The organism is Pseudomonas sp. GT1P32, assembly GCF_054897805.1.
Window position 1 is genome coordinate 6,324,983 of sequence record NZ_CM142704.1, and the last position, 25,390, is coordinate 6,350,372.

19 protein-coding genes, 2 tRNA genes and 3 rRNA genes are annotated in these 25,390 nt (G+C 57.5%); 16 read left to right on the forward strand and 8 right to left on the reverse strand.

Annotated features, from left to right (window positions below; translation table 11 throughout):
- The first annotated feature begins 51 nt into the window (after positions 1–51).
- Positions 52–1,860 (forward strand): aminopeptidase P family protein, encoded by a 1,809-nt coding sequence (locus ACYZUC_RS28985; RefSeq protein ID WP_461992029.1) that lies wholly within the window; start codon positions 52–54, stop codon positions 1,858–1,860.
- Here ACYZUC_RS28985 and ACYZUC_RS28990 read toward each other — a convergent pair.
- Positions 1,853–2,761 carry a LysR family transcriptional regulator gene (locus tag ACYZUC_RS28990; protein WP_461992031.1) on the reverse strand — a complete coding sequence of 303 codons (909 nt, stop codon included), beginning with the start codon at positions 2,759–2,761 and terminating at the stop codon, positions 1,853–1,855. The two genes, ACYZUC_RS28985 and ACYZUC_RS28990, sit on opposite strands and share 8 nt — an antisense overlap.
- Positions 2,762–2,877: 116 nt before the next feature.
- Between ACYZUC_RS28990 and ACYZUC_RS28995 the strand changes: the two genes are divergently transcribed.
- Positions 2,878–3,876 (forward strand): zinc-dependent alcohol dehydrogenase family protein, encoded by a 999-nt coding sequence (locus ACYZUC_RS28995; protein WP_461992033.1) that lies wholly within the window; start codon positions 2,878–2,880, stop codon positions 3,874–3,876.
- On the opposite strand, the gene ACYZUC_RS29000 is transcribed toward ACYZUC_RS28995, so the two are convergent.
- Together ACYZUC_RS29000 and ACYZUC_RS29005 are read right to left on the reverse strand one after the other, a co-directional pair.
- Positions 3,873–4,463, reverse strand: a complete 591-nt coding sequence (locus tag ACYZUC_RS29000; RefSeq protein ID WP_008032600.1) for a 2-hydroxychromene-2-carboxylate isomerase — start codon at positions 4,461–4,463, stop codon at positions 3,873–3,875. The two genes, ACYZUC_RS28995 and ACYZUC_RS29000, sit on opposite strands and share 4 nt — an antisense overlap.
- 36 nt (positions 4,464–4,499) lie before the next feature.
- Complete coding sequence (locus ACYZUC_RS29005) at positions 4,500–5,228, reverse strand: SDR family oxidoreductase (protein ID WP_008032599.1); 729 nt, start codon at positions 5,226–5,228, stop codon at positions 4,500–4,502.
- Between the two features lie 92 nt (positions 5,229–5,320).
- Here ACYZUC_RS29005 and ACYZUC_RS29010 point away from each other — a divergent pair, with 92 nt between their 5' ends.
- The gene (locus ACYZUC_RS29010) at positions 5,321–5,881 is read left to right on the forward strand and encodes a TetR/AcrR family transcriptional regulator (protein ID WP_008032598.1); all 561 of its coding nucleotides are present in this window, start codon (positions 5,321–5,323) and stop codon (positions 5,879–5,881) included.
- A 9-nt stretch (positions 5,882–5,890) separates the two neighbouring features.
- Here the strand turns inward: ACYZUC_RS29010 and ACYZUC_RS29015 are convergent, their stop codons facing one another.
- Entirely contained in the window at positions 5,891–6,172 is a 282-nt protein-coding gene (locus ACYZUC_RS29015; RefSeq protein ID WP_192419429.1) for a hypothetical protein, read from the reverse strand.
- A 169-nt stretch (positions 6,173–6,341) separates the two neighbouring features.
- Complete coding sequence (gene rhtA / locus ACYZUC_RS29020; RefSeq protein WP_461992035.1) at positions 6,342–7,229, reverse strand: threonine/homoserine exporter RhtA; 888 nt, start codon at positions 7,227–7,229, stop codon at positions 6,342–6,344.
- 669 nt (positions 7,230–7,898) lie between these two features.
- On the opposite strand from rhtA, the gene ACYZUC_RS29025 reads away from it, so the two are divergent.
- From ACYZUC_RS29025 to rrf, 5 genes are all read left to right on the forward strand, one after another.
- Positions 7,899–9,435: ribosomal RNA gene (locus ACYZUC_RS29025) — 16S ribosomal RNA — on the forward strand.
- Positions 9,436–9,517: 82 nt separating this feature from the next.
- Positions 9,518–9,594: transfer RNA gene (locus ACYZUC_RS29030), tRNA-Ile, on the forward strand.
- Between the two features lie 28 nt (positions 9,595–9,622).
- Positions 9,623–9,698, forward strand: a tRNA-Ala gene (locus ACYZUC_RS29035).
- A gap of 236 nt (positions 9,699–9,934) precedes the next feature.
- Positions 9,935–12,826 (forward strand): 23S ribosomal RNA (locus ACYZUC_RS29040).
- Positions 12,827–12,971: 145 nt separating this feature from the next.
- Positions 12,972–13,087, forward strand: a 5S ribosomal RNA gene (gene rrf / locus ACYZUC_RS29045).
- Together the 16S, 23S and 5S rRNA genes with 2 tRNA genes alongside form the textbook arrangement of a ribosomal RNA operon.
- 109 nt (positions 13,088–13,196) lie before the next feature.
- Here rrf and ACYZUC_RS29050 read toward each other — a convergent pair.
- Complete coding sequence (locus ACYZUC_RS29050; RefSeq protein ID WP_461996782.1) at positions 13,197–14,120, reverse strand: TIGR03571 family LLM class oxidoreductase; 924 nt, start codon at positions 14,118–14,120, stop codon at positions 13,197–13,199.
- Between the two features lie 265 nt (positions 14,121–14,385).
- Between ACYZUC_RS29050 and mrdA the strand changes: the two genes are divergently transcribed.
- Entirely contained in the window at positions 14,386–16,278 is a 1,893-nt protein-coding gene (gene mrdA / locus ACYZUC_RS29055; protein WP_461992036.1) for a penicillin-binding protein 2, read from the forward strand.
- A gap of 12 nt (positions 16,279–16,290) precedes the next feature.
- Here mrdA and ACYZUC_RS29060 read toward each other — a convergent pair whose 3' ends face one another.
- Positions 16,291–17,247 (reverse strand): LysR family transcriptional regulator, encoded by a 957-nt coding sequence (locus ACYZUC_RS29060; RefSeq protein WP_461992038.1) that lies wholly within the window; start codon positions 17,245–17,247, stop codon positions 16,291–16,293.
- Between the two features lie 156 nt (positions 17,248–17,403).
- Between ACYZUC_RS29060 and ACYZUC_RS29065 the strand changes: the two genes are divergently transcribed.
- The 6 genes from ACYZUC_RS29065 (at position 17,404) to ACYZUC_RS29090 (ending at position 22,898) form a co-directional block, all read left to right on the forward strand.
- Complete coding sequence (locus tag ACYZUC_RS29065; RefSeq protein WP_461992040.1) at positions 17,404–18,705, forward strand: MFS transporter; 1,302 nt, start codon at positions 17,404–17,406, stop codon at positions 18,703–18,705.
- The gene (locus ACYZUC_RS29070) at positions 18,702–19,457 is read left to right on the forward strand and encodes a class II aldolase/adducin family protein (protein WP_008045063.1); all 756 of its coding nucleotides are present in this window, start codon (positions 18,702–18,704) and stop codon (positions 19,455–19,457) included. The genes ACYZUC_RS29065 and ACYZUC_RS29070 overlap by 4 nt, the downstream gene beginning before the upstream one ends.
- Positions 19,454–20,383: a 2-hydroxyacid dehydrogenase gene (locus tag ACYZUC_RS29075; RefSeq protein WP_461992042.1), complete on the forward strand. Its 930-nt coding sequence runs from the start codon at positions 19,454–19,456 to the stop codon at positions 20,381–20,383. The genes ACYZUC_RS29070 and ACYZUC_RS29075 overlap by 4 nt, the downstream gene beginning before the upstream one ends.
- Positions 20,384–20,503: 120 nt before the next feature.
- A complete protein-coding gene (locus ACYZUC_RS29080) occupies positions 20,504–21,883 on the forward strand; it encodes an MFS transporter (protein WP_461992044.1) in 1,380 nt (459 codons plus the stop codon).
- An 18-nt stretch (positions 21,884–21,901) separates the two neighbouring features.
- The gene (locus ACYZUC_RS29085) at positions 21,902–22,294 is read left to right on the forward strand and encodes a RidA family protein (protein WP_223437932.1); all 393 of its coding nucleotides are present in this window, start codon (positions 21,902–21,904) and stop codon (positions 22,292–22,294) included.
- Entirely contained in the window at positions 22,287–22,898 is a 612-nt protein-coding gene (locus ACYZUC_RS29090) for an RraA family protein (RefSeq protein ID WP_008027996.1), read from the forward strand. Before ACYZUC_RS29085 ends, ACYZUC_RS29090 begins: the two co-directional genes overlap by 8 nt.
- Here the strand turns inward: ACYZUC_RS29090 and ACYZUC_RS29095 are convergent.
- Positions 22,895–23,827: a LysR family transcriptional regulator gene (locus ACYZUC_RS29095; protein ID WP_192228852.1), complete on the reverse strand. Its 933-nt coding sequence runs from the start codon at positions 23,825–23,827 to the stop codon at positions 22,895–22,897. The genes ACYZUC_RS29090 and ACYZUC_RS29095 overlap by 4 nt on opposite strands.
- A 161-nt stretch (positions 23,828–23,988) precedes the next feature.
- Between ACYZUC_RS29095 and ACYZUC_RS29100 the strand changes: the two genes are divergently transcribed.
- On the forward strand, positions 23,989–25,299 hold the full coding sequence (locus tag ACYZUC_RS29100) for an MFS transporter (protein ID WP_461992047.1): 1,311 nt from the start codon (positions 23,989–23,991) through the stop codon (positions 25,297–25,299).
- The last annotated feature ends 91 nt before the right edge of the window (positions 25,300–25,390 follow it).

Sequence of the window (25,390 nt, forward strand, 5' to 3'; positions counted from 1 at the left end):
GACGTTGATCGGCACTCAACAATAATGATGAAGTGATTAGCAGGAGACATGATGAGTACGCAGCCTTCGATCAATGGGTCGGTGCCCGAGCGCCTGGCGCACACCCGCGAGCTGATGAGCCGGGAGGGCATTCACGCCCTGCTGGTGCCGTCGGCCGATCCGCACCTGTCGGAATACCTGCCGGGCTACTGGCAAGGACGGCAATGGCTGTCGGGCTTTCATGGCTCGGTGGGCACGCTGATCGTCACGCCGGATTTCGCCGGCGTCTGGGCCGACAGCCGTTATTGGGAGCAAGCGACCAAGGAGCTTAAAGGCAGCGGCATCGAACTGGTCAAGCTGCAACCGGGTCAACCCAGCCCGCTGGACTGGCTGGCCGAGCAAACCCCTGAAGGCGGCGTCGTCGCGGTAGACGGTGCGGTGATGGCCGTGGCCTCGGCACGTACATTGGGTAGCAAGCTCGAAGAGCGCGGCGCCCGTCTGCGCACCGACATCGATCTGTTGAGCGAAGTCTGGAGCGATCGCCCGACGCTGCCGAACGAGCCGATCTATCAGCACCTGCCGCCTCAGGCGACGGTCAGCCGTGGCGAAAAACTCGCCAACCTGCGCGAGGTGTTGAAAGAGCGCGGCGCCGATTGGCATTTCATTGCCACCCTGGACGACATCGCCTGGCTGTTCAACCTGCGTGGCGGCGATGTGTCGTTCAATCCGGTGTTTGTCTCTTTCGCGTTGATCAGTCAACAGCAGGCGACCCTGTTCGTGGCCCTGAGCAAAGTCAGCGCCGAGCTGCGCGCGATCCTCGAACAGGACGGCGTGACCCTGCGCGATTACAGCGAAGTGGCCGATGCCTTGCGCGCAGTGCCGAACGGCGCGAGCCTGCAAGTCGATCCGGCACGCGTCACCGCCGGTTTGCTGGATAACCTGAACAGCGGCGTGAAACTGGTCGAAGGCCTGAACCCGACGACATTGGCCAAATCGCAGAAAAGCCTGGCCGATGCCGAGCATATCCGTCAGGCCATGGAACAGGACGGCGCGGCGCTGTGCGAATTCTTCGCCTGGCTGGAGTCGGCGTGGGGCCGCGAACGCATCACCGAACTGACCATCGACGAACACCTGACCGCAGCGCGCACGCGTCGTCCGGATTACGTGTCGTTGAGTTTCAACACCATTGCCGCGTTCAACGCCAACGGGGCGATGCCGCATTACCACGCGACCGAAGAAGAGCACGCGGTGATCGAGGGCGACGGTCTGTTGCTGATCGACTCCGGCGGCCAATACCTGGGCGGCACCACCGACATCACGCGGATGGTGCCGGTCGGTACGCCAACCGATGAGCAGAAGCGCGATTGCACGCGAGTGCTCAAAGGCGTCATTGCGCTGTCCCGTGCGCAATTCCCTCGGGGCATTTTGTCGCCGTTGCTGGACGCCATCGCCCGTGCGCCGATCTGGGCGGAAAACGTTGATTACGGTCACGGCACCGGGCACGGCGTCGGCTACTTCCTCAACGTTCACGAAGGCCCGCAAGTGATTGCCTATCAAGCTGTTGCTGCGCCGCAAACCGCGATGCAGCCGGGCATGATCACTTCCATCGAACCGGGCACCTATCGTCCGGGTCGCTGGGGCGTGCGGATCGAGAACCTGGTGTTGAACCGTGAAGTGGGCAAAAGCGAATTCGGTGAGTTCCTGAAATTCGAAACCCTGACCCTGTGCCCGATCGACACGCGTTGCCTGGAAGCGTCGTTGCTGACTCAGGACGAAAAACAGTGGTTCAACGCGTATCACGCCGAAGTGCGCGAACGCTTGAGCCCACTGGTCGACGGTGCAGCCCTTGAGTGGCTGAACACTCGAACCGCTGCTATCTGATCGGCTTGAGTTCAGGCGCTGCTTCCAGCGCCTGGCTCATGTAGTCGACAAAGGCTTTGACCCTGGCGGATTGGCGACGATTCGCCGGGGACACGGCATGCATCGGCAGTGACTGCGCGATGTAGTCCTGCAAAATCGCAGTCACTCGCCCGGCTTTCAAGTCTTCGCTGAACAGCCACACCGGCGACAACGCAATCCCCAGTCCCCCCAGCACCATCTCGCGAATCGCCTCCGAGTTGTTGCTTTGCGCATTGCCCTTGATCCGCACCTCGTGGCGTTGATTGTTTTTCTCGAAAACCCATAGATTCTGACTGTTCAACAGATTGAACTGCAGGCAGTTGTGCCCGCCCAGTTCTGCCGGTGTGTGTGGCTGGCCGTGTTTTTTGAGGTAGGCGGGCGCTGCGACTGTTACGCGGTGGGTGATGCCTATGTGGCGGGCGATCAGGCCGCTGTCATTCAGCTCACCGATTCTGAAGGTGACATCCAGTCCTTCGCTGACCAGGTCCTGGTTTTGATCACTCAGTTGCAGGTCGATTTCTATGTCGGGATGACGCTCAAGGAATTGCGCCAGGCGCGGGGCAATCTGTAAACGCCCGAAGCTGACCGAGGAGCCGATGCGCAGGTGACCGGCAATGCGCTCCCTGCCGGACTGGAAACTGTGCTCGGCCGCATCGACGGCTGCGAGGATTTGTCGACATTCGTTGTAGTACCGCTGGCCTTCATCCGTCAGGGAAAGCTGACGGGTGCTGCGGGCAATCAGTTTTCCGCCCAGCCCGGCCTCCAGCGCCTTGAGTACTTTGCTGATGGTGGGCTGGCTGGTCTGCATCTCTCGGGCAACGGCAGAAAAGCTGCCGCGCTCGACGACCCTTACGAAGATCGCCATTGCATTGAGTTTGTCCACGGAATTTCTCGTTGATGCCAAATAGGCATGGTCACTATAGCTATTTAGCGTCTTATCAGCATGAGTCGGTTGGCCGAAGATTTATCCCACAGCCACCTCTGACGGGAATATGCGAAATGACTGACTCACTTGAAATGCGCGCTCTGATTGTCGACTCGGCCAACGCGCCGCTACGCTTGGCTTCCATTCAACGGCCGGTGCCGGAAGCGGGGCAGGTATTGGTCCGGATCAAAGCCAGCGGGGTAAATCCACTGGACGGAAAAATCCGTTCGGGCCAGGCCGCCCATGCGCGTCAACCATTACCGGCGGTGTTGGGCATTGATCTGGCGGGAACCATCGAGGCATTGGGGGAGGGGGTCAGTGGATGGCGGCCGGGCGATGAGGTTTATGCCATGGCCACCGGAATTGGCGGGGCGCAGGGTTCGTTGGCGGAGTACGCAGCAGTCGATGCCAGACTGCTGGCGCGCAAGCCAGGCAATTTGAGCATGCGTGAGGCGGCGGGGTTGCCTTTGGTGTTGATTACGGCGTGGGAAGGGTTGGTGGACCGGGCGCGGGTTCGTTCGGGGCAGAAGGTTCTGATACATGGCGGTGCGGGTGGTGTGGGGCATGTGGCGGTGCAAATAGCCCGCGCCTTCGGTGCCCAGGTGTTTGCCACCGGTTCTGCCAGGCATCAGGCAATCATCGAAGGCTTCGGCGCGACGTTTATCGATTATCGCCAGTCTTCGGTCGAGGAATATGTAGCGCAACACACGGATGGGGAGGGCTTCGATATCGTCTACGACACGGTGGGCGGTGAGACCCTGGATGCGTCATTCAAGGCTGTACGGGTTTATCACGGTCATGTGTTGAGTTGCCTCGGTTGGGGGCAACACAGCTTGGCGCCGCTCTCGTTTCGTGGGGCTACCTATTCCGGCGTGTTCACGTTGTTGCCGTTGCTCACCGGTGTGGGGCGCGAGCGTCACGGGGAGATTCTTCGTGAGGCGGCTCGCTTGATCGAGGCGGGCAAGCTGAAGTCGTTAATGGATCCTCGGGCGTTCACCCTGCAAACCGCCGAGGCCGCCCATGAGCTGCTGGTTTCCGGGGCGGCTCAAGGGCGGTTAGTCATCGAGATTTAACGCAGGGCTTCAATGACGAAGTCCAATCGATCCTGGCCGAAAAACAGCTGGTTATCGATGAACATGCTGGGGGCGCCGAACACGCCGCGTTGCACCGCTTTCTCGGTGTTGTCCTTGAGCGCTGCCTTGACGTCTTCATCGGCGGTCAGGGCCAGCACTTCGTTGGGGTCAAAGCCGTTCTGCGTCAACACTGAAGCGACGGTCGCCGGGTCATCGAGGCTGCGTCCCTCGACCCAAAGCGCTTTAAACAGGCAATCGATGAATGCCTGAAAGCGTTCGGGATGGCGTAACTGCATGCCAGTGACGGCGCGCATCAGCATCAATGTATTAATGGGAAAGTGCGGATTGAACTTCAGTGGCACGCCATAACGTTTGGCGTAGCGGTCCAGGTCCTGAAACATATAGAGGCCCTTGGCCGGAATGGTCGCGGGGGAAGCGTTGCCGGTGGCTTTGAAAACGCCGCCCAGCAGCATCGGGATGTAGACCAGTCGGCTGTCTGTCTGCTCGCAGATTTTCGGCAGTTGGGTATAGGCCAGGTAGGTGGCAGGGCTGCCGAGGTCGAAGTAGAACTCAACGGTTTTGCTCATGTTCAATGCGCTCTGTTTATTGTTATTGGGGAGGGCTTACCAGCGTTCGCTCCAGGGGCGCAGGTCCAGCTCGAAGGTCCAGGCGTCACGGGGCTGGCTGTGCAGGTACCAGTAGTTCTCGGCAATGTGCTCGGGATTGAGGATGCCATCCTGATCCTTGGTGGCGTACTTCTCGGGAAAGGTGTCGCGGATAAAGTCGGTATCGATAGCGCCGTCGACGACGACGTGGGCGACGTGAATATTCATCGGCCCCAGTTCGCGGGCCATGCTTTGAGCCAGTGCGCGAATGCCGTGCTTGGCGCCGGCGAATGCTGCAAATCCGGCGGCACCCCGCAGGCCGGCGGTTGCGCCGGTAAACAGAATCGTGCCCCGCTGACGCTTGGCCATGCGCTTGGCCACTTCACGGGCATTGAGAAAGCCTGAGAAGCAAGCCATTTCCCATATCTTGAAATACTTGCGAGCGGTTTCTTCGAGAATGCTGCACGGCACATTGGCGCCGATGTTGAACACAAACGCTTCGATGGGGCCGATCTGGCTTTCAATCTGCTCGACCAGCGCAATCACGTCCTCCTCCTTGCGCGCATCGCAGGCAAAACCATGGGCTTCACCGCCCTCGGCTTTGATGGCGTCCACCAATGGCTGGAGTTTGTCTGCACTGCGCCGGGTGACACAGGCGACAAATCCTTCTTGAGCAAAACGTTTGGCAATAGCTCCACCAGTAGCATCACCGGCGCCGACAACCAGTACGACCTTCTTATTATTCATGAGGTGCTCTCTTTGCTAAACGATCGTTAACTAAACGAACGTTATGCTACGATTCGGCAGGCGTCAAGATGATCAATACAGAGGGCAAGGCAATGCGTTACTCGGCCAATCACAAACTGGAAACCAAACAGAAGCTGCTGGAAAGCAGTGCGTTGTCGGCGAAGAAGTCGGGTTTCGCAACAGTCGGTGTCGACGCCTTGATGAAAGCGATCGGCTTGAGTGGTGGGGCTTTCTACAGCCACTTTTCGTCGAAGGATGAGCTGTTCGCTTCAATTGTCGAGCGTGAGCTGGTTCAAAGTCTGGAGCGATTAGGGGCGGATCAGGACCGTGACAGGCTCGAGCGCTGCCTGAAGCATTATTTGAGCATGTCCCATGTCGAACACCCGGAGTCGGGTTGCGCCTTGCCGGCATTGGGCGCCGAAATAGCCCGTTCAGACGTGCTGGTCCGGCAGCAGGCGGAGAACTGGATTTGTCGGTTGCAAGAGAGCTGGGCGCGGATTCTGGAGAGCGACAGCCTGGCATGGGCGATTCTGTCGCAATGCATCGGTGCGTTGGTTGTGGCGCGAATGCTCGCTACCCCTGACATCCAGCGCACAGTACTGAAGTCCAGTTACGATGAAATCAGCCGTCAGATCGCCGGTCCGCGGACCTGAAGAGACGGCCTATTTGCAGATGACGATCATGCTGCGGCTGGTATAGCCGGCCGGGTTGAGACCAAACGGATAATCGCCAGGTTCTTCCACGCCATCCCCTGATTTCGCGATGACCTTGTATCCCTTGGGCGCACAGGAGTTGGCTGCGCTGGTGTAGCACTTGTCCCAGGATGACGACAGCCCGGAACAGTTGATATGCAATCCTTTCTTGCCACGTTTGGTATGAGTTTCCGAAGTCGCCGCGCAGCCCGCAACTGCAAGTACGGCGATCAGTATCAAAATTCGTTTCATTGCTGTCCTTATAGCGTTCCCGGATCTTTGCGCCCGGGTCTGGCCGTGTTCGCTTTAGCTTGAAGCGTTCTTATATCCCTATCGTGAAAAATCCATGTCTGACACTGGGTTGCGGGCCTAAACATGGCCTAAATGCGCGGCAAATACCAGACCTTCGTCAAATCCTGTATCAATCCGCCGCAACCGCGGGTTTGGCGGCACCGCTCATGGTCATGGTCGCGCCGACGGAAGCCAGAATGATGCACATGATGGCCATCCACTGTGACAGTGAGAGGTATTCATGGAGGAACAACAGACCTGACAGGGCACCGAACGCGGGTTCAATACTCATCAGCGTGCCGAAGGTCCGGGCTGGCATTCGAGTCAGGGCGACCATTTCCAGCGTATAGGGCAGGGCAGTGGACAACAGGGCGACGCCGATCGCTATGGGAATCAGCGATGGCGTCAGCAGTGCGGCGCCGGCATGCACAATACCGATAGGCGCTACGAACAGTGCGGCAATCATGACGCCCAGTGCAGCAGTCTGTACGCCATTGTCTGCGCCGGCCTTCTGGCCGAATAGAATGTACAACGCCCAGCAGACTCCGGCCCCCAAGGCATAACCCGCACCGACCAGATCAATACCGGCAGTCGTAGCTCCCGTGGGTATCAACAACAGCAACCCGATGGCGGCCAGTGCGATCCATAAAAAGTCGATCGCGCGACGTGAGGCATAAATAGCGACCGCCAACGGCCCGGTGAACTCCAGCGCTACTGCGATTCCCAATGGGACTGTGCGTAGGGACATATAGAAGAGGAAGTTCATGCCGCCGAGTGCCATCCCGTAGACAATGACGGTGCGCAAGGATTTCGCGGTGAGCTTCGCGCGCCATGGGCGCAGCAGTACCAGCATGATTACGCTGGCGAAAATCAACCGCAGGGTCGTTGTCCCTTGCGCACCGATAACCGGGAACATGCTTTTGGCCAGGGAGGCTCCGGACTGGATCGACGCCATGGCTATCAATAGCAGGCCAACCGAGAACAGGGTCGAGGCAAGGCTGCGGGGCTGGTCATTCATTGCGTGGCATCGTCCAAGGCAGGAAACGAACGTATTGTTCTAGTGTTGGGCAATATACTGCGCATTCAAGGTGTTCGCGTCTATATATAAGCATTGATTTTGAGTATCCTGATAGAAAGGCTAAATTAGGGGTTGACGGCAGATTCTGGAAGTCTATAATTCGCCCCACTTCCGGCGCAGTCTAAACGGAAAACTCCTTGGTAAACAAAGAGTTACGCAGTTTTCGACAGCGAGTTGCTTCAGGTTATCGAAGCCCAGAAGGAGTTGGTTAAGCGGTGTTGTGCGGCTTGATTGACGGTTCGATCTTCTCGGTCGAAAGCGGAGAAAAAGAGGTGTTGACAGCAGCGAGTAACGCTGTAGAATTCGCCTCCCGCTAACGAGAGATCGGAAGCGCAAGTGGTTGAAGTTGCAAAGGAAACTTTGAAAACTTCTGAAAATAACCGCTTGACAGATACAGAGGACGCTGTAGAATGCGCGCCTCGGTTGAGACGAAAGATCTTAACCAACCGCTCTTTAACAACTGAATCAAGCAATTCGTGTGGGTGCTTGTGGGGTCAGACTGATAGTCAACAAGATTATCAGCATCACAAGTTACTCCGCGAGAAATCAAAGATGTAACCAACGATTGCTGAGCCAAGTTTAGGGTTTCTTAAAAACCCAAAGATGTTTGAACTGAAGAGTTTGATCATGGCTCAGATTGAACGCTGGCGGCAGGCCTAACACATGCAAGTCGAGCGGTAGAGAGAAGCTTGCTTCTCTTGAGAGCGGCGGACGGGTGAGTAATGCCTAGGAATCTGCCTGGTAGTGGGGGATAACGCTCGGAAACGGACGCTAATACCGCATACGTCCTACGGGAGAAAGCAGGGGACCTTCGGGCCTTGCGCTATCAGATGAGCCTAGGTCGGATTAGCTAGTTGGTGAGGTAATGGCTCACCAAGGCGACGATCCGTAACTGGTCTGAGAGGATGATCAGTCACACTGGAACTGAGACACGGTCCAGACTCCTACGGGAGGCAGCAGTGGGGAATATTGGACAATGGGCGAAAGCCTGATCCAGCCATGCCGCGTGTGTGAAGAAGGTCTTCGGATTGTAAAGCACTTTAAGTTGGGAGGAAGGGCAGTAAATTAATACTTTGCTGTTTTGACGTTACCGACAGAATAAGCACCGGCTAACTCTGTGCCAGCAGCCGCGGTAATACAGAGGGTGCAAGCGTTAATCGGAATTACTGGGCGTAAAGCGCGCGTAGGTGGTTTGTTAAGTTGGATGTGAAATCCCCGGGCTCAACCTGGGAACTGCATTCAAAACTGACAAGCTAGAGTATGGTAGAGGGTGGTGGAATTTCCTGTGTAGCGGTGAAATGCGTAGATATAGGAAGGAACACCAGTGGCGAAGGCGACCACCTGGACTGATACTGACACTGAGGTGCGAAAGCGTGGGGAGCAAACAGGATTAGATACCCTGGTAGTCCACGCCGTAAACGATGTCAACTAGCCGTTGGGAGCCTTGAGCTCTTAGTGGCGCAGCTAACGCATTAAGTTGACCGCCTGGGGAGTACGGCCGCAAGGTTAAAACTCAAATGAATTGACGGGGGCCCGCACAAGCGGTGGAGCATGTGGTTTAATTCGAAGCAACGCGAAGAACCTTACCAGGCCTTGACATCCAATGAACTTTCCAGAGATGGATTGGTGCCTTCGGGAACATTGAGACAGGTGCTGCATGGCTGTCGTCAGCTCGTGTCGTGAGATGTTGGGTTAAGTCCCGTAACGAGCGCAACCCTTGTCCTTAGTTACCAGCACGTAATGGTGGGCACTCTAAGGAGACTGCCGGTGACAAACCGGAGGAAGGTGGGGATGACGTCAAGTCATCATGGCCCTTACGGCCTGGGCTACACACGTGCTACAATGGTCGGTACAGAGGGTTGCCAAGCCGCGAGGTGGAGCTAATCCCATAAAACCGATCGTAGTCCGGATCGCAGTCTGCAACTCGACTGCGTGAAGTCGGAATCGCTAGTAATCGCGAATCAGAATGTCGCGGTGAATACGTTCCCGGGCCTTGTACACACCGCCCGTCACACCATGGGAGTGGGTTGCACCAGAAGTAGCTAGTCTAACCTTCGGGAGGACGGTTACCACGGTGTGATTCATGACTGGGGTGAAGTCGTAACAAGGTAGCCGTAGGGGAACCTGCGGCTGGATCACCTCCTTAATCGACGACATCAGCTGCTCCATAAGTTCCCACACGAATTGCTTGATTCATTGAAGAAGACGATAAGAAGCAGCCCGAAATTGGGTCTGTAGCTCAGTTGGTTAGAGCGCACCCCTGATAAGGGTGAGGTCGGCAGTTCGAATCTGCCCAGACCCACCAATTTTTGTGTGGGATCCTGTAGCAATACGGGGCCATAGCTCAGCTGGGAGAGCGCCTGCCTTGCACGCAGGAGGTCAACGGTTCGATCCCGTTTGGCTCCACCACTACTGCTTCTGATTGTATAAAGCTTAGAAATGAGCATTCCATCGTGATGGTGGTGAATGTTGATTTCTAGTCTTTGGCTAGATCGTTCTTTAAAAATTTGGGTATGTGATAGAAAGATAGACTGGATAGCACTTTCACTGGTGTTTATTCAGGCTAAGGTAAAATTTGTGAGTTTAATCGCGAATTTTCGGCGAATGTCGTCTTCACAGTATAACCAGATTGCTTGGGGTTATATGGTCAAGTGAAGAAGCGCATACGGTGGATGCCTTGGCAGTCAGAGGCGATGAAAGACGTGGTAGCCTGCGAAAAGCTTCGGGGAGTCGGCAAACAGACTTTGATCCGGAGATGTCTGAATGGGGGAACCCACCTAACATAAGTTAGGTATCTTAAGCTGAATACATAGGCTTAAGAAGCGAACCAGGGGAACTGAAACATCTAAGTACCCTGAGGAAAAGAAATCAACCGAGATTCCCTTAGTAGTGGCGAGCGAACGGGGACTAGCCCTTAAGTGGCTTTGAGATTAGCGGAACGCTCTGGAAAGTGCGGCCATAGTGGGTGATAGCCCTGTACGCGAAAATCTCTTAGTCATGAAATCGAGTAGGACGGAGCACGAGAAACTTTGTCTGAATATGGGGGGACCATCCTCCAAGGCTAAATACTACTGACTGACCGATAGTGAACTAGTACCGTGAGGGAAAGGCGAAAAGAACCCCGGAGAGGGGAGTGAAATAGATCCTGAAACCGTATGCGTACAAGCAGTGGGAGCCCACTTTGTTGGGTGACTGCGTACCTTTTGTATAATGGGTCAGCGACTTATTTTCAGTGGCGAGCTTAACCGAATAGGGGAGGCGTAGCGAAAGCGAGTCTTAATAGGGCGTCTAGTCGCTGGGAATAGACCCGAAACCGGGCGATCTATCCATGGGCAGGTTGAAGGTTGGGTAACACTAACTGGAGGACCGAACCGACTACCGTTGAAAAGTTAGCGGATGACCTGTGGATCGGAGTGAAAGGCTAATCAAGCTCGGAGATAGCTGGTTCTCCTCGAAAGCTATTTAGGTAGCGCCTCATGTATCACTGTAGGGGGTAGAGCACTGTTTCGGCTAGGGGGTCATCCCGACTTACCAAACCGATGCAAACTCCGAATACCTACAAGTGCCGAGCATGGGAGACACACGGCGGGTGCTAACGTCCGTCGTGAAAAGGGAAACAACCCAGACCGTCAGCTAAGGTCCCAAAGTTATGGTTAAGTGGGAAACGATGTGGGAAGGCTTAGACAGCTAGGAGGTTGGCTTAGAAGCAGCCACCCTTTAAAGAAAGCGTAATAGCTCACTAGTCGAGTCGGCCTGCGCGGAAGATGTAACGGGGCTCAAACCATACACCGAAGCTACGGGTATCACTTAGGTGATGCGGTAGAGGAGCGTTCTGTAAGCCTGTGAAGGTGAGTTGAGAAGCTTGCTGGAGGTATCAGAAGTGCGAATGCTGACATGAGTAACGACAATGGGTGTGAAAAACACCCACGCCGAAAGACCAAGGTTTCCTGCGCAACGTTAATCGACGCAGGGTTAGTCGGTCCCTAAGGCGAGGCTGAAAAGCGTAGTCGATGGAAAACAGGTTAATATTCCTGTACTTCTGGTTATTGCGATGGAGGGACGGAGAAGGCTAGGCCAGCTTGGCGTTGGTTGTCCAAGTTTAAGGTGGTAGGCTGGAATCTTAGGTAAATCCGGGATTCTAAGGCCGAGAGCTGATGACGAGTGTTCTTTTAGAACACGAAGTGGTTGATGCCATGCTTCCAAGAAAAGCTTCTAAGCTTCAGGTAACCAGGAACCGTACCCCAAACCGACACAGGTGGTTGGGTAGAGAATACCAAGGCGCTTGAGAGAACTCGGGTGAAGGAACTAGGCAAAATGGCACCGTAACTTCGGGAGAAGGTGCGCCGGTGAGGGTGAAGGACTTGCTCCGTAAGCTCATGCCGGTCGAAGATACCAGGCCGCTGCGACTGTTTATTAAAAACACAGCACTCTGCAAACACGAAAGTGGACGTATAGGGTGTGACGCCTGCCCGGTGCCGGAAGGTTAATTGATGGGGTTAGCTAACGCGAAGCTCTTGATCGAAGCCCCGGTAAACGGCGGCCGTAACTATAACGGTCCTAAGGTAGCGAAATTCCTTGTCGGGTAAGTTCCGACCTGCACGAATGGCGTAACGATGGCGGCGCTGTCTCCACCCGAGACTCAGTGAAATTGAAATCGCTGTGAAGATGCAGTGTATCCGCGGCTAGACGGAAAGACCCCGTGAACCTTTACTATAGCTTTGCACTGGACTTTGAATTTGCTTGTGTAGGATAGGTGGGAGGCTTTGAAGCGTGGACGCCAGTTCGCGTGGAGCCAACCTTGAAATACCACCCTGGCAACTTTGAGGTTCTAACTCAGGTCCGTTATCCGGATCGAGGACAGTGTATGGTGGGTAGTTTGACTGGGGCGGTCTCCTCCTAAAGAGTAACGGAGGAGTACGAAGGTGCGCTCAGACCGGTCGGAAATCGGTCGTAGAGTATAAAGGCAAAAGCGCGCTTGACTGCGAGACAGACACGTCGAGCAGGTACGAAAGTAGGTCTTAGTGATCCGGTGGTTCTGTATGGAAGGGCCATCGCTCAACGGATAAAAGGTACTCCGGGGATAACAGGCTGATACCGCCCAAGAGTTCATATCGACGGCGGTGTTTGGCACCTCGATGTCGGCTCATCACATCCTGGGGCTGAAGCCGGTCCCAAGGGTATGGCTGTTCGCCATTTAAAGTGGTACGCGAGCTGGGTTTAGAACGTCGTGAGACAGTTCGGTCCCTATCTGCCGTGGACGTTTGAGATTTGAGAGGGGCTGCTCCTAGTACGAGAGGACCGGAGTGGACGAACCTCTGGTGTTCCGGTTGTCACGCCAGTGGCATTGCCGGGTAGCTATGTTCGGAATAGATAACCGCTGAAAGCATCTAAGCGGGAAACTAGCCTCAAGATGAGATCTCACTGGGACCTTGAGTCCCCTGAAGGGCCGTCGAAGACTACGACGTTGATAGGTTGGGTGTGTAAGCGCTGTGAGGCGTTGAGCTAACCAATACTAATTGCCCGTGAGGCTTGACCATATAACACCCAAGCAATTTGACTACTCGAAAGAGCATCAGATTGCGGTGTGTGAAGACGCAATGAACCGAAAGTTCGAGAGCAACACACAAACTATCGCATACCCAATTCGCTGGAACGTCGCAAGACGCGTCAGCTCAAGAATTTCTTGACGACCATAGAGCATTGGAACCACCTGATCCCATCCCGAACTCAGCAGTGAAACGATGCATCGCCGATGGTAGTGTGGGGTTTCCCCATGTGAGAGTAGGTCATCGTCAAGATTAAATTCCGAAACCCCAATTGCGAAAGCAGTTGGGGTTTTGTTTTGCCCGCAGGAAAGTGGCGAAAATAAGGGCAGCCACACTGGCTGCCCTGTAAGGCACTGCATTGTCAGTGAAACATTGGCAGAACGTATTCAGCAATCTCTTCAATAACCTCGGCAACCGGGCGTTCGCTACGACGCACATGCAGGCCAACATGTTGTACCCCGGCTTCACGTAATGCCTGAAGCTCATCAATCAGCGCCAACCGCCCGCAAATGCCGCCGAAACGCACACGTCGCATCGGGGCGTGAGGATTGGCGGCCAAATCAAGGTGGACGAAGCTGATGTAAGGCTTATCCCCACCCACCTCGCGCCACAACCCGACCCGGCGCCGATGTTCATCTGGCGTACCCGGGTAGGCGAGCCAGCCATCCATGTGTTCACCAATCCATGCAGGTGATTGCTGGCCAAGACCTGCCACCAACAATGGAGCCGCTTCATCGCGCTGCGGAAGCAAGTGCGCACCTTCAGGCAGACGGCCTTCACCCTGGTCGCGCAACAACTCCACCGTATCGCGAAATATTTCTCCCCTCTGATCGTAATCGACCCCAAACAACGGATATTCCATAGGCCGGTCACCACTGGCCACGCCAAGCAGTAAACGCCCATCGCTCAACTCATCAACACTGTTTGCTGACTTCAAGGTGAGCCAAGGCTGACGCAATGGAAGTACAACCGCCGCCGTACCCAACATGATGTTGTCGGTAATTCCGGCCAGGTACCCAAGGTAGGAAAAGGTTTCGAAAACCTGTGCGGCATCGCCGAAATTCGGGTCGTAAACCGGCACATCGCGGACCCACAGAGCACGGAACCCAGCCTTGTCCGCCAGCCTCGCCATCGCTGCATGTTGCTTCAGATCCGGAACACCGAAAGGGCGATCCTCGGCAATTCGTCGGCGCTGGCCGTCGCTGGACCAATCGTTATCCAGTGGCAGCTCCAGCCCAATGGAAAAACCGTTCGAACCGAGCAATCGTGTAAATCGTGGGTGCATGAAAAGACTCCAAAAAGGGAATGACATGCACCCAGTATCCACAGGCCTATCTGCAAGAAAAATGCATGAATCGGAATATCAATTTTGAACAAATCGCACGAGTCAGAAAAAACCAACCGTCGTTTTGGCCCTCAAGGACAACCGTTAGAGGAAATCGCACTAAAGTGACCGCACGGTTTTTGGTATGGTGCAGCTCGTTTTTTTAACGGACTGATTTCAAGCCTACGGATCGGCGCCCCTTTTTAGTTAAAGAGCAGCTGCAGAAATGCCTCAACCGATCCCGATCAAGGACCACGAAAAAGAGACGCGCCTGGTCAACAAAAGACTGATGGCTTGCGCCTTGTTCGTCGTCGCTATCACCTGCGCACTGGTGGTGCGCATGTACGTGCTGCAAGTGGTCGAGTTTGACTATCACTCGACCATCTCCGAAAACAATCGCGTCCACGTATTGCCCATCACCCCCACGCGCGGATTGATCTACGACCGCAACGGCGTGGTCCTCGCCGACAACCGCCCCAGTTTCAACCTGACCATCACCCGTGAACGCGCTGCTGACGTCAAAGAAGAACTGGATGAGGTGGTCAATCTCCTGCACCTGCCCTTAGAGGACCGGACGCTGTTCGACAAGGCGATGAAGCAGGCGCGCCACCCCTTTGTGCCCGTCACGCTGTTCTACGAACTCAGCGAAGAGCAAATCGCCGTACTCGCCGTCAACGAATTCCGCCTGCCCGGAATCGACGTTGAGCCGCAGTTCGTTCGCCATTACCCGTTGGGCGCGCACTTCGCCCATTCCATCGGCTACGTCGGTCGAATCAACGAGAAAGAATCCAAGGCCCTGGATACTGTCGAGTATCGAGGCACCCAATCCATCGGAAAAACCGGGATTGAAAAGTTTTATGAATCAGAATTGCACGGCCACGTCGGTTACGAAGAAGTCGAAACCAACGCCCAGGGTCGCGTGCTGCGAGTGCTCAAGCACACCGATCCGGTGCCTGGTAAAAACATCGTCCTGAGCCTCGACGTCAAACTTCAGGAAGCCGCCGAAGAAGCGTTGGGTGATCGTCGCGGTTCAGTGGTCGCGCTCGATCCATCGACCGGTGAAGTGCTGGCCATGGTCAGCAAGCCAAGCTTTGACCCGAACCTGTTCGTGACCGGGATCAGCTTCAAGGAGTACGCGGCACTGCATGACTCCATCGACCGGCCGCTGTTCAACCGCGTGCTGCGCGGTCTCTACGCGCCGGGTTCGACCATCAAGCCCGAAGTGGCGATTGCCGGCCTGGATGCGGGTGTCGTGACCCCGCAAACCCGCGTCTTCGACCCGGGTTATTACCAGCTCCCGGACTTCGATCACAAGTACCGTAACTGGAACCACAGCGGCGACGGTTGGGTGGATATGGACGCAGCGATCATGCGCTCCAACGACACCTACTTCTACGACCTGGCGCACAAGTTGGGCATCGATCGCCTGCACGACTACATGGCGATGTTCGGGCTTGGCGAGAAGGTCTCGCTGGATATGTTCGAAGAGTCTGCCGGCTTGATGCCGTCTCAGGCCTGGAAGCGCGCCACGCGCCGTCAGGCGTGGTTCCCCGGCGAAACGGTGATCCTCGGCATCGGCCAGGGTTACATGCAGGTCACGCCGCTGCAGCTGGCTCAAGCCACCGCGCTGATCGCCAATAAAGGTGTATGGAACCGTCCGCATCTGGCCAAGACCGTGGATGGTGTGACGCCAGTGGATGAGCATCCGATGCCAAACATCCTGTTGAAAGACCCGCGTGACTGGGAACAGGTCAACCATGGCATGCAAATGGTCATGCACGACGCTCGCGGCATCGCCCGAGCGGCGGCCCAAGGCGCCCAGTACCGCATCGCCGGGAAAAGTGGTACCGCGCAAGTGGTCGCGATCAAACAGGGTGAGCGCTACAACCGGGCGAAAACCCTGGAGCGGAACCGCGACAACGCCTTGTTTGTCGGCTTCGCGCCGGCCGAGCACCCGAAGATTGTCATCTCGGTGATGATCGAAAACGGCGAGGCCGGAGGTCGCGTCGCCGGGCCTGTGGTGCGACAGATCATGGACGCCTGGTTACTCGATCAGGACGGCCACCTGAAACCGCAATATGCCACGCCGAGCAAACCACCCGGTGATCCTCACGTTTAATCGATCAAGGCTTCACAGCACAGGCTCACGAATGCTGAGCATGTGCTGGAAGCTTTCGAGGAACACGGTTTCCGCCTGACTCATCTTCTGCTCGCGATTCCACAGCAACTGAATATCAAAATCCACCACCCCATCCTCCGGCGGCAACCGCCACAGCAACCCTTGCTCGACATCCCTTTTCACCAAATGCGTGGGCAGACAGCCAATCCCGTAGCCAGCGCAAATCAATCGGTAAATCTCTTCGAAGCTCGTCGATGAAGCAACGATCTTGCCGGTAAAACCCTGCTGGTCGCGAAACAGCGTCAGCGGCGAAAGATTTCCGCCGAGCTGGTCGCTGGTGAAACTGACGAAGTTTTCTGCGGCGAGCTGTTCCAGCGTCAGATTCTCTTGTCCGAACAGCCGATGACGCTGCCCGCAAAAGTACGCATAACGCTCGCGGAACAGCACTCGCTGTTCCAGCCGCGGCTGCGGTAAACGACACAGGCCGACGCCAATGGTCGCGGTCTTTTGCAGCAACGAACTGATGATGTTCGAGCTGCCCATCACCTCGACTTCCAGCTCGATTTTCGGGTGGGTTTCATGGAAATCGGCGAGGAACTCGTCGTAATGCCGCGCCTGCACACCGCTGACGGTGAGGATGCGGATCTTGCCCACCACGTCATCGTGACGACTCTCCACCACCGTGCCCAATCGCGAAATGTCGCCGTAGATATCCGTCGCAATGCGCAGGACTTCTTCCCCGGTTTCCGTCAGGTCAAACCGTCTCCCGCTACGGGCAATCAACACACATTCCAGTTGTTCTTCCAGCCGTTTCAACGCCTGGCTGACGGCTGACTGCGTGATGTGCAACCGCGCTGCGGCACGGCTAATGCTGCCTTCCTGGCCGATCACAAGGTAGGTGCGCAGCAGGTTCCAGTCGAGGCGATCATTCAGAAAACGTCGGCCCACCCAGGGGTTAGTGGAAGTCATGACAATCCCATGTAGTAGCAGCGCTAATAGTAAAGATAAGAATATGAAAATTGACTAATTCTGGCATGGAAGCGATAAAGCCCACAAGCGCCACAGAGCGCAACCGCAAACAGCCTTCAGTACCTGCCCAAAACTATAAATACACAGGGTCCTTGCATGCACACCACCGCACAGCCGCGTCGAGCGGCGGCCGCTGCCTTCATTGGCACGACCATCGAGTTCTACGACTTTTACATTTACGCCACCGCGGCGGCGTTGGTGCTTGGGCAAGTGTTCTTTCCCAGCAGCGACCCGGTGATGAGTACCCTGGCGGCTTTTGGCAGTTTCGCCGTCGGCTTCATCGCCCGTCCCATGGCCGGCATGGTTTTCGGACATCTGGGCGATCGTCTGGGCCGCAAGAAAATGTTGCTGGTGACGATGGCGCTGATGGGCGTGGCGACTGCCGGCATTGGCCTGTTACCGAGTTACGCTAGCGCCGGCATCTGGGCACCGATCGGCCTGATCGTGCTGCGTTTGATCCAGGGCATTTCCGTCGGCGGCGAGTGGGGCGGGGCGGTGTTGATGGCCAGCGAACACGCGCCGGCCAAGCGCAAAACCTTCTACGCGTCATTCGCCCAACTCGGCAGCCCGGCCGGTTTGTTACTGGCGTTGATTGCTTTTCGCCTGGTGACATCACTCGAACCCGAAGACTTCCTTGCCTGGGGCTGGCGTCTGCCGTTCCTCGCCAGTGGTGTGCTGATGATGGTCGGCCTGATGATCCGCTCCGGCGTTCATGAGTCGCCGGAATTCGCCAAGGCGCGAGACAACAACGAAACCGCCAGGTACCCGGTCAAGGAAGTGATCCGCACGTGCTGGCGGCAGATCCTGTTCGCTGCCGCCGCAGTGACCATCGGCTCGGCCGGGTTCTTCTTCACCAACACTTTCATGATCACCTACGTCACCCAGTATCAGGGCATCGCACGCTCGACGATTCTCGATTGCCTGTTCCTGGTGACCGTCATTCAGTTGCTCTCGCAACCGCTCAGCGCACTGCTCGCCGAGCGCATAGGCGAAGGTCGTTTTCTCAAGCTCGTTGCGCTGCTGTGCATGGTCACGCCGTACCCGATGTTCTTGCTGGTGGGCACGCAAAACATTCTGTTGATGACCCTCGGCATCGCCCTCGCGGTAGTGATCCTTTCGGCGCTGTACGCGGTGATCGCCGGTTACATGACCCAGGCGTTCCCGGTGCACCTGCGCTACTCGGGCATTTCCATCGCTTACCAATTGAGCTGTGCACTGGCCGGCGGCACCACGCCGCTGATCGGCACGCTGCTGGCGAGCAAGTTTTCCGGACAATGGCTGCCGTTGGCGGTGTTCTTCACCTTGCTCTCGGCCCTGTCCCTGATCGGTGTTTGCGGGCTGGCCCGCCTGCGCGCCAACCCGGTCGTCACCCACGCTGCTAAAGAGGTGTATTCGTGAGTAAACCTGAACACATCGGCCCGGTTGAATGGAAGGCCCGTTGCGAACTGGCTGCGCTGTATCGGCTGGTCGCGCACTTTCGCATGACCGATTTGATCGACACCCACATCACCCTGCGGATTCCAGGGCCTGAACATCACTTTCTGATCAACCGCTACGGGGTGATTTTCGACCGCATGCGCGCCTCGGATCTGGTGCGCATCGATCAGGAAGGGCGAGTCGTCGACCCGCATTACGAAGGTCATCGGGTCAACGCCGCAGGGTTCGTCATTCATTCGGCGATCCACATGGCCCGTCCGGACCTGAATTGCGTGATCCATACTCACACCGCCGCCGGCATGGCCGTTGCGGCGCAGAAACAGGGCTTGCTGCCGATCAGTCAGCACGCGCTGAAGTTCTACGGCAAATTGGCGTATCACACCTATGAAGGCATTGCGTTGTCGCTGGATGAGCGCGAGCGGTTGATTGCTGATCTGGGGCCGCACCGGGCAATGATCCTGCGCAATCACGGTTTGCTGGTCGGCGGCTCCGGCGTGGCCCAGGCGTTCCAGGAGATCCACTTTCTGGAGCGGGCCTGTCAGGCGCAGGTGGCGGCGCTGGCCGGCGGTTCAGCGTTGCATTACCCGTCGCCGGAAGTGTGTGCACACACTGCCGAGCAGTTTGACCGCGATGAGCAGGACAACATCATCGACCTGGCCTGGGAGGCCGCACTGACCCTGATCGAATCCCAGCGTGAGTCCTATCTGTCATGAACACCGTGGTTTTGCTGTCCCGCGACACCTTGCTGCTCAAACAACTGCAAGCCGCGTTCGCCCGCAGCGCACCGCAGCTCACCACCGTGCTGGCGGATGATCCGCTGGCCAAAAATGCGCAGATTGCGGCGTGCTGGTTCCCTTTGCCGGGCAGCCTCGCCGCGTTACCGAACCTTCAGGTGATTCACTCGGTGGCGGCCGGCATCGATCACCTCGATCACGACCCGTCCTGCCCGGATCTGCCGGTGTGCCGGGTGGTCGATCCCGGTCACCGTCAGGGCATGACCGAATACGTACGCTGGGCGGTGATTCACTATCACCGTGGTTTCGATCATGTGCTGTTGCAGCAACAGGAGCAGCGCTGGGAACGGCCACTGCAACGGGCGGCGGGGCAATTCAAGGTGGGTGTGATGGGGCTGGGATCGCTGGGCAGCGCCATCGCTCAGGATCTGGCCGCTTCCGGTTATGACGTTCGTGGCTGGGCGCGCAGTGACAAGACGATAAACGGCGTGCAGACGTTCGCCGGTGCGGCAAACCTGAAACCGTTTCTTGAGGGTGTGGAGTTGCTGATCAACTTGTTGCCGCTGACCAGCGAAACTCGCGGCATTCTTGGTCATTCAACTTTCGAACAATTGGCCAATGGCGCTGCGTTGGTCAATTGCGGCCGGGGTGGTCATCTCAATATCGACGACCTCGAACACGCCCTGAAACGAGGAAAACTGCGTGGCGCGCTGCTGGATGTTTTCGAGCAAGAACCACTGCCGGTTGATCACCGTCTCTGGACAATGCCCGGCGTGACGATCACACCGCACATGGCTTCGGCGGCCTCCCACGACTGCATTGCCGAACAAGTTGCGGAGAACTTTCGCCGCTTAAATGCCGGCGAATCTTTATTGAATAACGCGGACCGATTACTGGGTTACTGAATATAAAAACTCGCCCACTCAGTTGGGCGATACATAACAACAATCCCTCACTCTCAAACGATTTACTGCCAGTCAAAACAATTAAATAAACGAGTTCTTGAAGAATTCCTGGAGTCAGTGATGAGCGATCTATCGTCCGCAGAAAAGTCCGGTGCCCCACCGGAAGTTGCAATCAGCATGAAAAAAGTCGCCGTGGCCAGTGTCATCGGCACCACGGTTGAATGGTACGACCTGTTTGTGTTTGCCACCGCTTCGGCGCTGGTATTCAACAAGGTGTTCTTTCCGGACTTCGTGCCCTTGATCGGTACGTTGCTGGCGTTCGGTACTTTCGCTTCAGCGTATGTCGCCCGAATAGTCGGTGCCGCGTTGTTCGGGCACTTCGGTGACCGCTTGGGTCGCAAGTCGATGTTGTTGATTTCGCTGTTGACCATGGGCGCCGCCACGTTCGCGATCGGCTTGTTACCCAATTACGCGGCCATCGGGATATGGGCGCCGATCCTGTTGTTATTGCTGAGGGTGATTCAAGGCCTGGCGCTGGGCGGTGAGTGGGGCGGGGCGGTGTTGATGGCGGTGGAACATGCGCCGGCCAACAAGCGCGGCCTGTACGGTTCCTGGGTGCAGATCGGCGTCCCGGCCGGGACCATGATTGCCAACCTGGCGTTTCTGTTGATTGCCGCGTGGCTGTCGCCTGAAGACCTGTTGGCCTGGGGCTGGCGCATTCCGTTTCTGGCCAGCGTGCTGCTGATCGCCGTGGGTTTGTATATCCGCTTGAACATCGCGGAAACCCCGGCCTTCAACAAGGTCAAGGAAGCGGAAGTGCAGGTGAAAATGCCGCTGGCCGAAGTCTTCCGCAAGTACTGGAAGCAAGTGGTGCTCGGCGGTATTGCGACGATGTCGACCGGCGCGTCGTTCAACATCATCGTCGCGTTCGGCCTGACGTACGGCACGCAGAATCTCGGTTTCAGTCGCAGCGTGATGCTGGGCGTGGTGCTGCTGTCCTGCGCCTGGTGCATCGTCATGCTGCCGGTGTTCGGCGCGTTGTCGGACCGGTTCGGCCGCAAGCCGATCATTGTCGCCGGCATCGTTGCCGAGGCGTTGGTCGCGTTCCCGATGTTCTGGCTGATGGACACCAAGGAGCTGTCGCTGGTGATCTTCGGCTACTTGCTGTTGATGACGGCATTCGCCGCCAACTACGGGCCGATCGCGACCTTCCTGGCGGAGTTGTTCGGCACCCGCGTGCGTTATTCGGGACTGTCGATCAGCTACATGCTGTCCGGCCTGCTCGGCAGCGCCGCAACGCCCATCGTCACCACTGCGTTGCTCGCCGCGACCGGCAAAGGCTCGTCGGTGGCCTGGTACATGATCGGCGCGGCGCTGATTTCCTTGCTGGCGCTGTTGCTGCTGACCGAGACGTTCAAGCGCGACATCAGCGAAATCCCGGCGGCGGGTCCGGCCGCCGATCAACCCGTTCGCAAACCTTTCAAATCGGCTGCGGCGTGATTCATGGAGCTCAACAGCATGCGCAGAATTCAATCCGCTCCGGGCTTCATCGGCCCGGTCGGGCCTTACTCTCAAGCGGTGGTCAGCGGCCATCTGGTGTTCACCGCCGGGCAGATTCCGGCCCAAAGCACACTCGATGAGCAGCCCGCCGATTTCACCGAACAGGTGCGGCAAACCTTGCGCAATCTCGAGGCGATCCTGATTGAAGCCGGCTCGGGTTTCAGCCACGTGATCAAGGTCAACGCGTACCTCACCGATCCCGCGCAACTGGAGCCGTTCAACGCGGTGTATCGCGAGTTTCTCGGCCATGCGCCGCCGGCGCGAACCACGGTGTGCGTGGCATTGTGGGGCGTGTCGCTGGAAATCGACTGTGTGGCCGAGGTGATTGCCAGGGAGCCGCAGCATGGATAAATCACAGTTGATCGAGCAGTTCAAAGCGGTGAGCTTTCCAACCCTTGGCCATTTTCTGGAGGCGGGTTTTGCCGATTCGCAACTGCGGGCGATGGTGCCCAATGTGAAACTGGTGGGCCGTGCACTGACACTGAAATTGGTGGGCGCCGATGCCATTGCCGTCAACCAGGCGTTGGCGCTGATAAAGCCGGGCGACGTGTTGGTGATCGACACCGGCGGCGACTGGCAACACGCACCGGTCGGCGCGGTGACCAGTTGTGCTGCGAGTTGTGCCGGGGCGGCGGGCATCGTGGTCGACGGCGCCGTGACTGATTTGCTGGAGCTGCGTGAGGGCGGATTACCGGTCTTCGCTCGCGGCACGAGCCTGCTGACCACCAAGCTGCACGGTCGCGGCGACAGCCAGATCAACCAGCCGATTCACTGTGCAGGCGTCACGGTGCAGCCGGGTGATCTGGTGCTGGCGGACGACAACGGCGTGCTGTTTCTCGATTGGCACACCGCGGCCGGTGTCATCGAGCAGGCGCTGGCGTCCGATCATGCCGAACCGCGCTTGCTCGAACGTTTGCGCGCCGGTGAACCGGTCGCGCAGGTGTTGCGCGTCTAAGCCGTCAGGCAGCGTTGCAGGCTCTCGATGAACATCGTCTCGGCCCGGCTCATGCGCTGCTCGCGGTTCCACAGCAAATGAATGTCCACGTCGGCAATCCCTTCGTGGGGCGGCAGGCGCCAGAGCAATCCGGCGTCGACGTCCGCCGCCACTACGTGCTCGGGCAAACAGCCGATACCGAACCCGGCGATCACCAGTCGCCGCACTTCTTCCAGGCTCGGTGACGACGCCACGATGCGTCCGCTGAAGCCCTGCTGATCGCGAAAAATCGTCAGCGGCGAGAGCATGCCGCCGATCTGGTCGCTGGTGAAACTGACGAAATTCTCCCGTTGCAAATCCCCTTGGTCGACGTTCTGCTGGCCGAACATCGCATGATGCTTGCCGCAGAAAAACGCATAGCGCTGACGCAGGAACAACCGTTGCTCCAAGCGCGGTTGCGGACGGCGATTGAGGCTCAGCCCCAGCGTCGCGGTTTTTTCCTGAAGCGCGCTGACGATGTCGGAGCTGCGCATCACGTCCACCTCCAGATCGACCCGCGGGTGCTGCCGATGGAAGTCCGCGAGGAAGTCATCGAAGCGTTCCGAGTAGATCCGGCTGATGATCAACAGGCGCACCTTGCCGATCACTTCGTCGGCCGGTTGCTCCAGCACGCTGCTGACCTGGGACATCTGCCCATAGATTTCCCCGGCCAGTGCGAAGATCTGCTCGCCGACTTCGGTCAGGGCAAAACGTGGCCCGCGACGGGCGATCAGTTGGCGGCCGAGTTGTTCTTCCAGACGCTTCAATGCCTGGCTCACGGCCGGTTGCGTCAGGTGCAGGCGGGCGGCGGCGCGGCTGATGCTCAGCTCCTGGCCGATCACCCGAAAGGTGCGCAGCAGGTTCCAGTCCAGTCGGTCATTGAGCAGGCGTTGCACATCGCGTTCGGCCATGTGGCTCTCGATTATAAGCTGTCGTAATACTACGCATAATAAATAGAAAATTGACTAATCATAGCCCCGGGACGATAAATCACTCCCAGACAGGCGCCGTCAGAGTGCCTTGGATTTACTGCTTTTCTCCTGCCAAAAAAACAATCAATGGAGTCCGAACCATGAAGCCCCCAGCTTCTTCCCAGCCGCGCCGTGCGGCAGCCGCAGCCTTCATCGGCACCATGATCGAGTGGTACGACTTTTACATTTACGCCACCGCCGCCGCGTTGGTGTTCGGCGCGCTGTTCTTCCCCTCCGACGACAAACTGTTCAGCACCATGGCCGCGTTCGGCACCTTCGCCGTGGGCTTCTTTGCGCGGCCGTTGGGCGGGATCATCTTCGGCCACATCGGTGACCGCATCGGGCGCAAGAAATCGCTGATCATCACCTTGCTGATGATGGGCGTGGTCACGGTCTGCATCGGTTTGCTGCCGACTTATGCACAGATCGGCGCCGCAGCGCCGGTACTGCTGATTCTGCTGCGCATCGTCCAGGGCATTGCCGTGGGTGGCGAGTGGGGCGGGGCGGTCTTGATGGCCGGCGAGCATGCGCCGAAAGGTCGGCGCAATTTCTTTGCGTCCTTCGCGCAACTTGGCAGCCCGGCCGGTTTGATCCTGTCGCTGCTGGCATTCAGCGCAGTCACCCGTTTGCCGGAAGAAGACTTGATGAGCTGGGGCTGGCGCCTGCCGTTCCTCGCCAGTTCGTTGCTGTTGCTGGTGGGGCTGGCGATTCGACTGGGCGTGAACGAGTCACCGGAATTCCTCGCCAGTCGTGAACTTGCCGCCAAGAGCACGCGTAAAGAGCAGGCGCCGGTCATGGAAGTCCTGCGCACCGCGTGGCGCCCGCTGTTGCTGTGCATCGGCGCCAACACCCTGGGGATTGCCGGGGTGTATTTCACCAACACCTTCATGATCGCCTACACCACCCAGCAACTGCAGTTGCCGCGCTCGCTGATCCTCGAGTGCCTGTTTGTGGTGGCGATCATTCAGTTCTGCATTCAGCCGCTGGCGGCGTGGCTCGCGGAAAAAATCGGCGCCACGCGTTTCCTGTGCCTGGTGTCGTTGTTGGCAATGGCCTCGCCGTACCCGATGTTCGTGCTGGTCAGCTCGGGCCAGGCACCACTGATCATCCTTGGCATCGCGCTGGCGGTGGTGTGCATGGCGTCGTTCTACGCGGTGATCGCCGGGTACGTCAGCGGCATGTTCGAGACCCGCGTGCGCTACACGGCGATTTCACTGGCGTATCAGATCTGTGGCGCCGTGGCCGGTGGTTTGACGCCACTGATCGGCACGCTGCTGGCGCATAAATTCGCCGGTCAATGGTGGCCGATGGCGCTGTTCTACAGCCTGATTGCTGCGACTTCGCTGATCTGCGTCCTGTCCCTTGCCCGTCGCCATGCCAGCGCTGAACGCGTCGAACTAGCCAACGCCTGACACCGATCAATTACGCACAACCGAACCTGTAGGAGCCGGCTTGCCGGCGATGGCGTCCGAAAGATTAGTGCATGTCTTGAAGGCCCCATCG

Excerpts from the sequence above, each read along its gene's own strand:
- ACYZUC_RS28985 (WP_461992029.1), top strand. The coding sequence starts at position 52 with ATGAGTACGCAGCCTTCGATCAATGGGTCGGTGCCCGAGCGCCTGGCG.
- ACYZUC_RS28995 (WP_461992033.1), top strand. The coding sequence starts at position 2,878 with ATGACTGACTCACTTGAAATGCGCGCTCTGATTGTCGACTCGGCCAAC.
- ACYZUC_RS29000 (WP_008032600.1), bottom strand. The coding sequence starts at position 4,463 with ATGAGCAAAACCGTTGAGTTCTACTTCGACCTCGGCAGCCCTGCCACC.
- ACYZUC_RS29005 (WP_008032599.1), bottom strand. The coding sequence starts at position 5,228 with ATGAATAATAAGAAGGTCGTACTGGTTGTCGGCGCCGGTGATGCTACT.
- ACYZUC_RS29010 (WP_008032598.1), top strand. The coding sequence starts at position 5,321 with ATGCGTTACTCGGCCAATCACAAACTGGAAACCAAACAGAAGCTGCTG.
- ACYZUC_RS29015 (WP_192419429.1), bottom strand. The coding sequence starts at position 6,172 with ATGAAACGAATTTTGATACTGATCGCCGTACTTGCAGTTGCGGGCTGC.
- rhtA (WP_461992035.1), bottom strand. The coding sequence starts at position 7,229 with ATGAATGACCAGCCCCGCAGCCTTGCCTCGACCCTGTTCTCGGTTGGC.
- ACYZUC_RS29050 (WP_461996782.1), bottom strand. The coding sequence starts at position 14,120 with ATGCACCCACGATTTACACGATTGCTCGGTTCGAACGGTTTTTCCATT.
- mrdA (WP_461992036.1), top strand. The coding sequence starts at position 14,386 with ATGCCTCAACCGATCCCGATCAAGGACCACGAAAAAGAGACGCGCCTG.
- ACYZUC_RS29060 (WP_461992038.1), bottom strand. The coding sequence starts at position 17,247 with ATGACTTCCACTAACCCCTGGGTGGGCCGACGTTTTCTGAATGATCGC.
- ACYZUC_RS29065 (WP_461992040.1), top strand. The coding sequence starts at position 17,404 with ATGCACACCACCGCACAGCCGCGTCGAGCGGCGGCCGCTGCCTTCATT.
- ACYZUC_RS29075 (WP_461992042.1), top strand. The coding sequence starts at position 19,454 with ATGAACACCGTGGTTTTGCTGTCCCGCGACACCTTGCTGCTCAAACAA.
- ACYZUC_RS29080 (WP_461992044.1), top strand. The coding sequence starts at position 20,504 with ATGAGCGATCTATCGTCCGCAGAAAAGTCCGGTGCCCCACCGGAAGTT.
- ACYZUC_RS29085 (WP_223437932.1), top strand. The coding sequence starts at position 21,902 with ATGCGCAGAATTCAATCCGCTCCGGGCTTCATCGGCCCGGTCGGGCCT.
- ACYZUC_RS29090 (WP_008027996.1), top strand. The coding sequence starts at position 22,287 with ATGGATAAATCACAGTTGATCGAGCAGTTCAAAGCGGTGAGCTTTCCA.
- ACYZUC_RS29095 (WP_192228852.1), bottom strand. The coding sequence starts at position 23,827 with ATGGCCGAACGCGATGTGCAACGCCTGCTCAATGACCGACTGGACTGG.
- ACYZUC_RS29100 (WP_461992047.1), top strand. The coding sequence starts at position 23,989 with ATGAAGCCCCCAGCTTCTTCCCAGCCGCGCCGTGCGGCAGCCGCAGCC.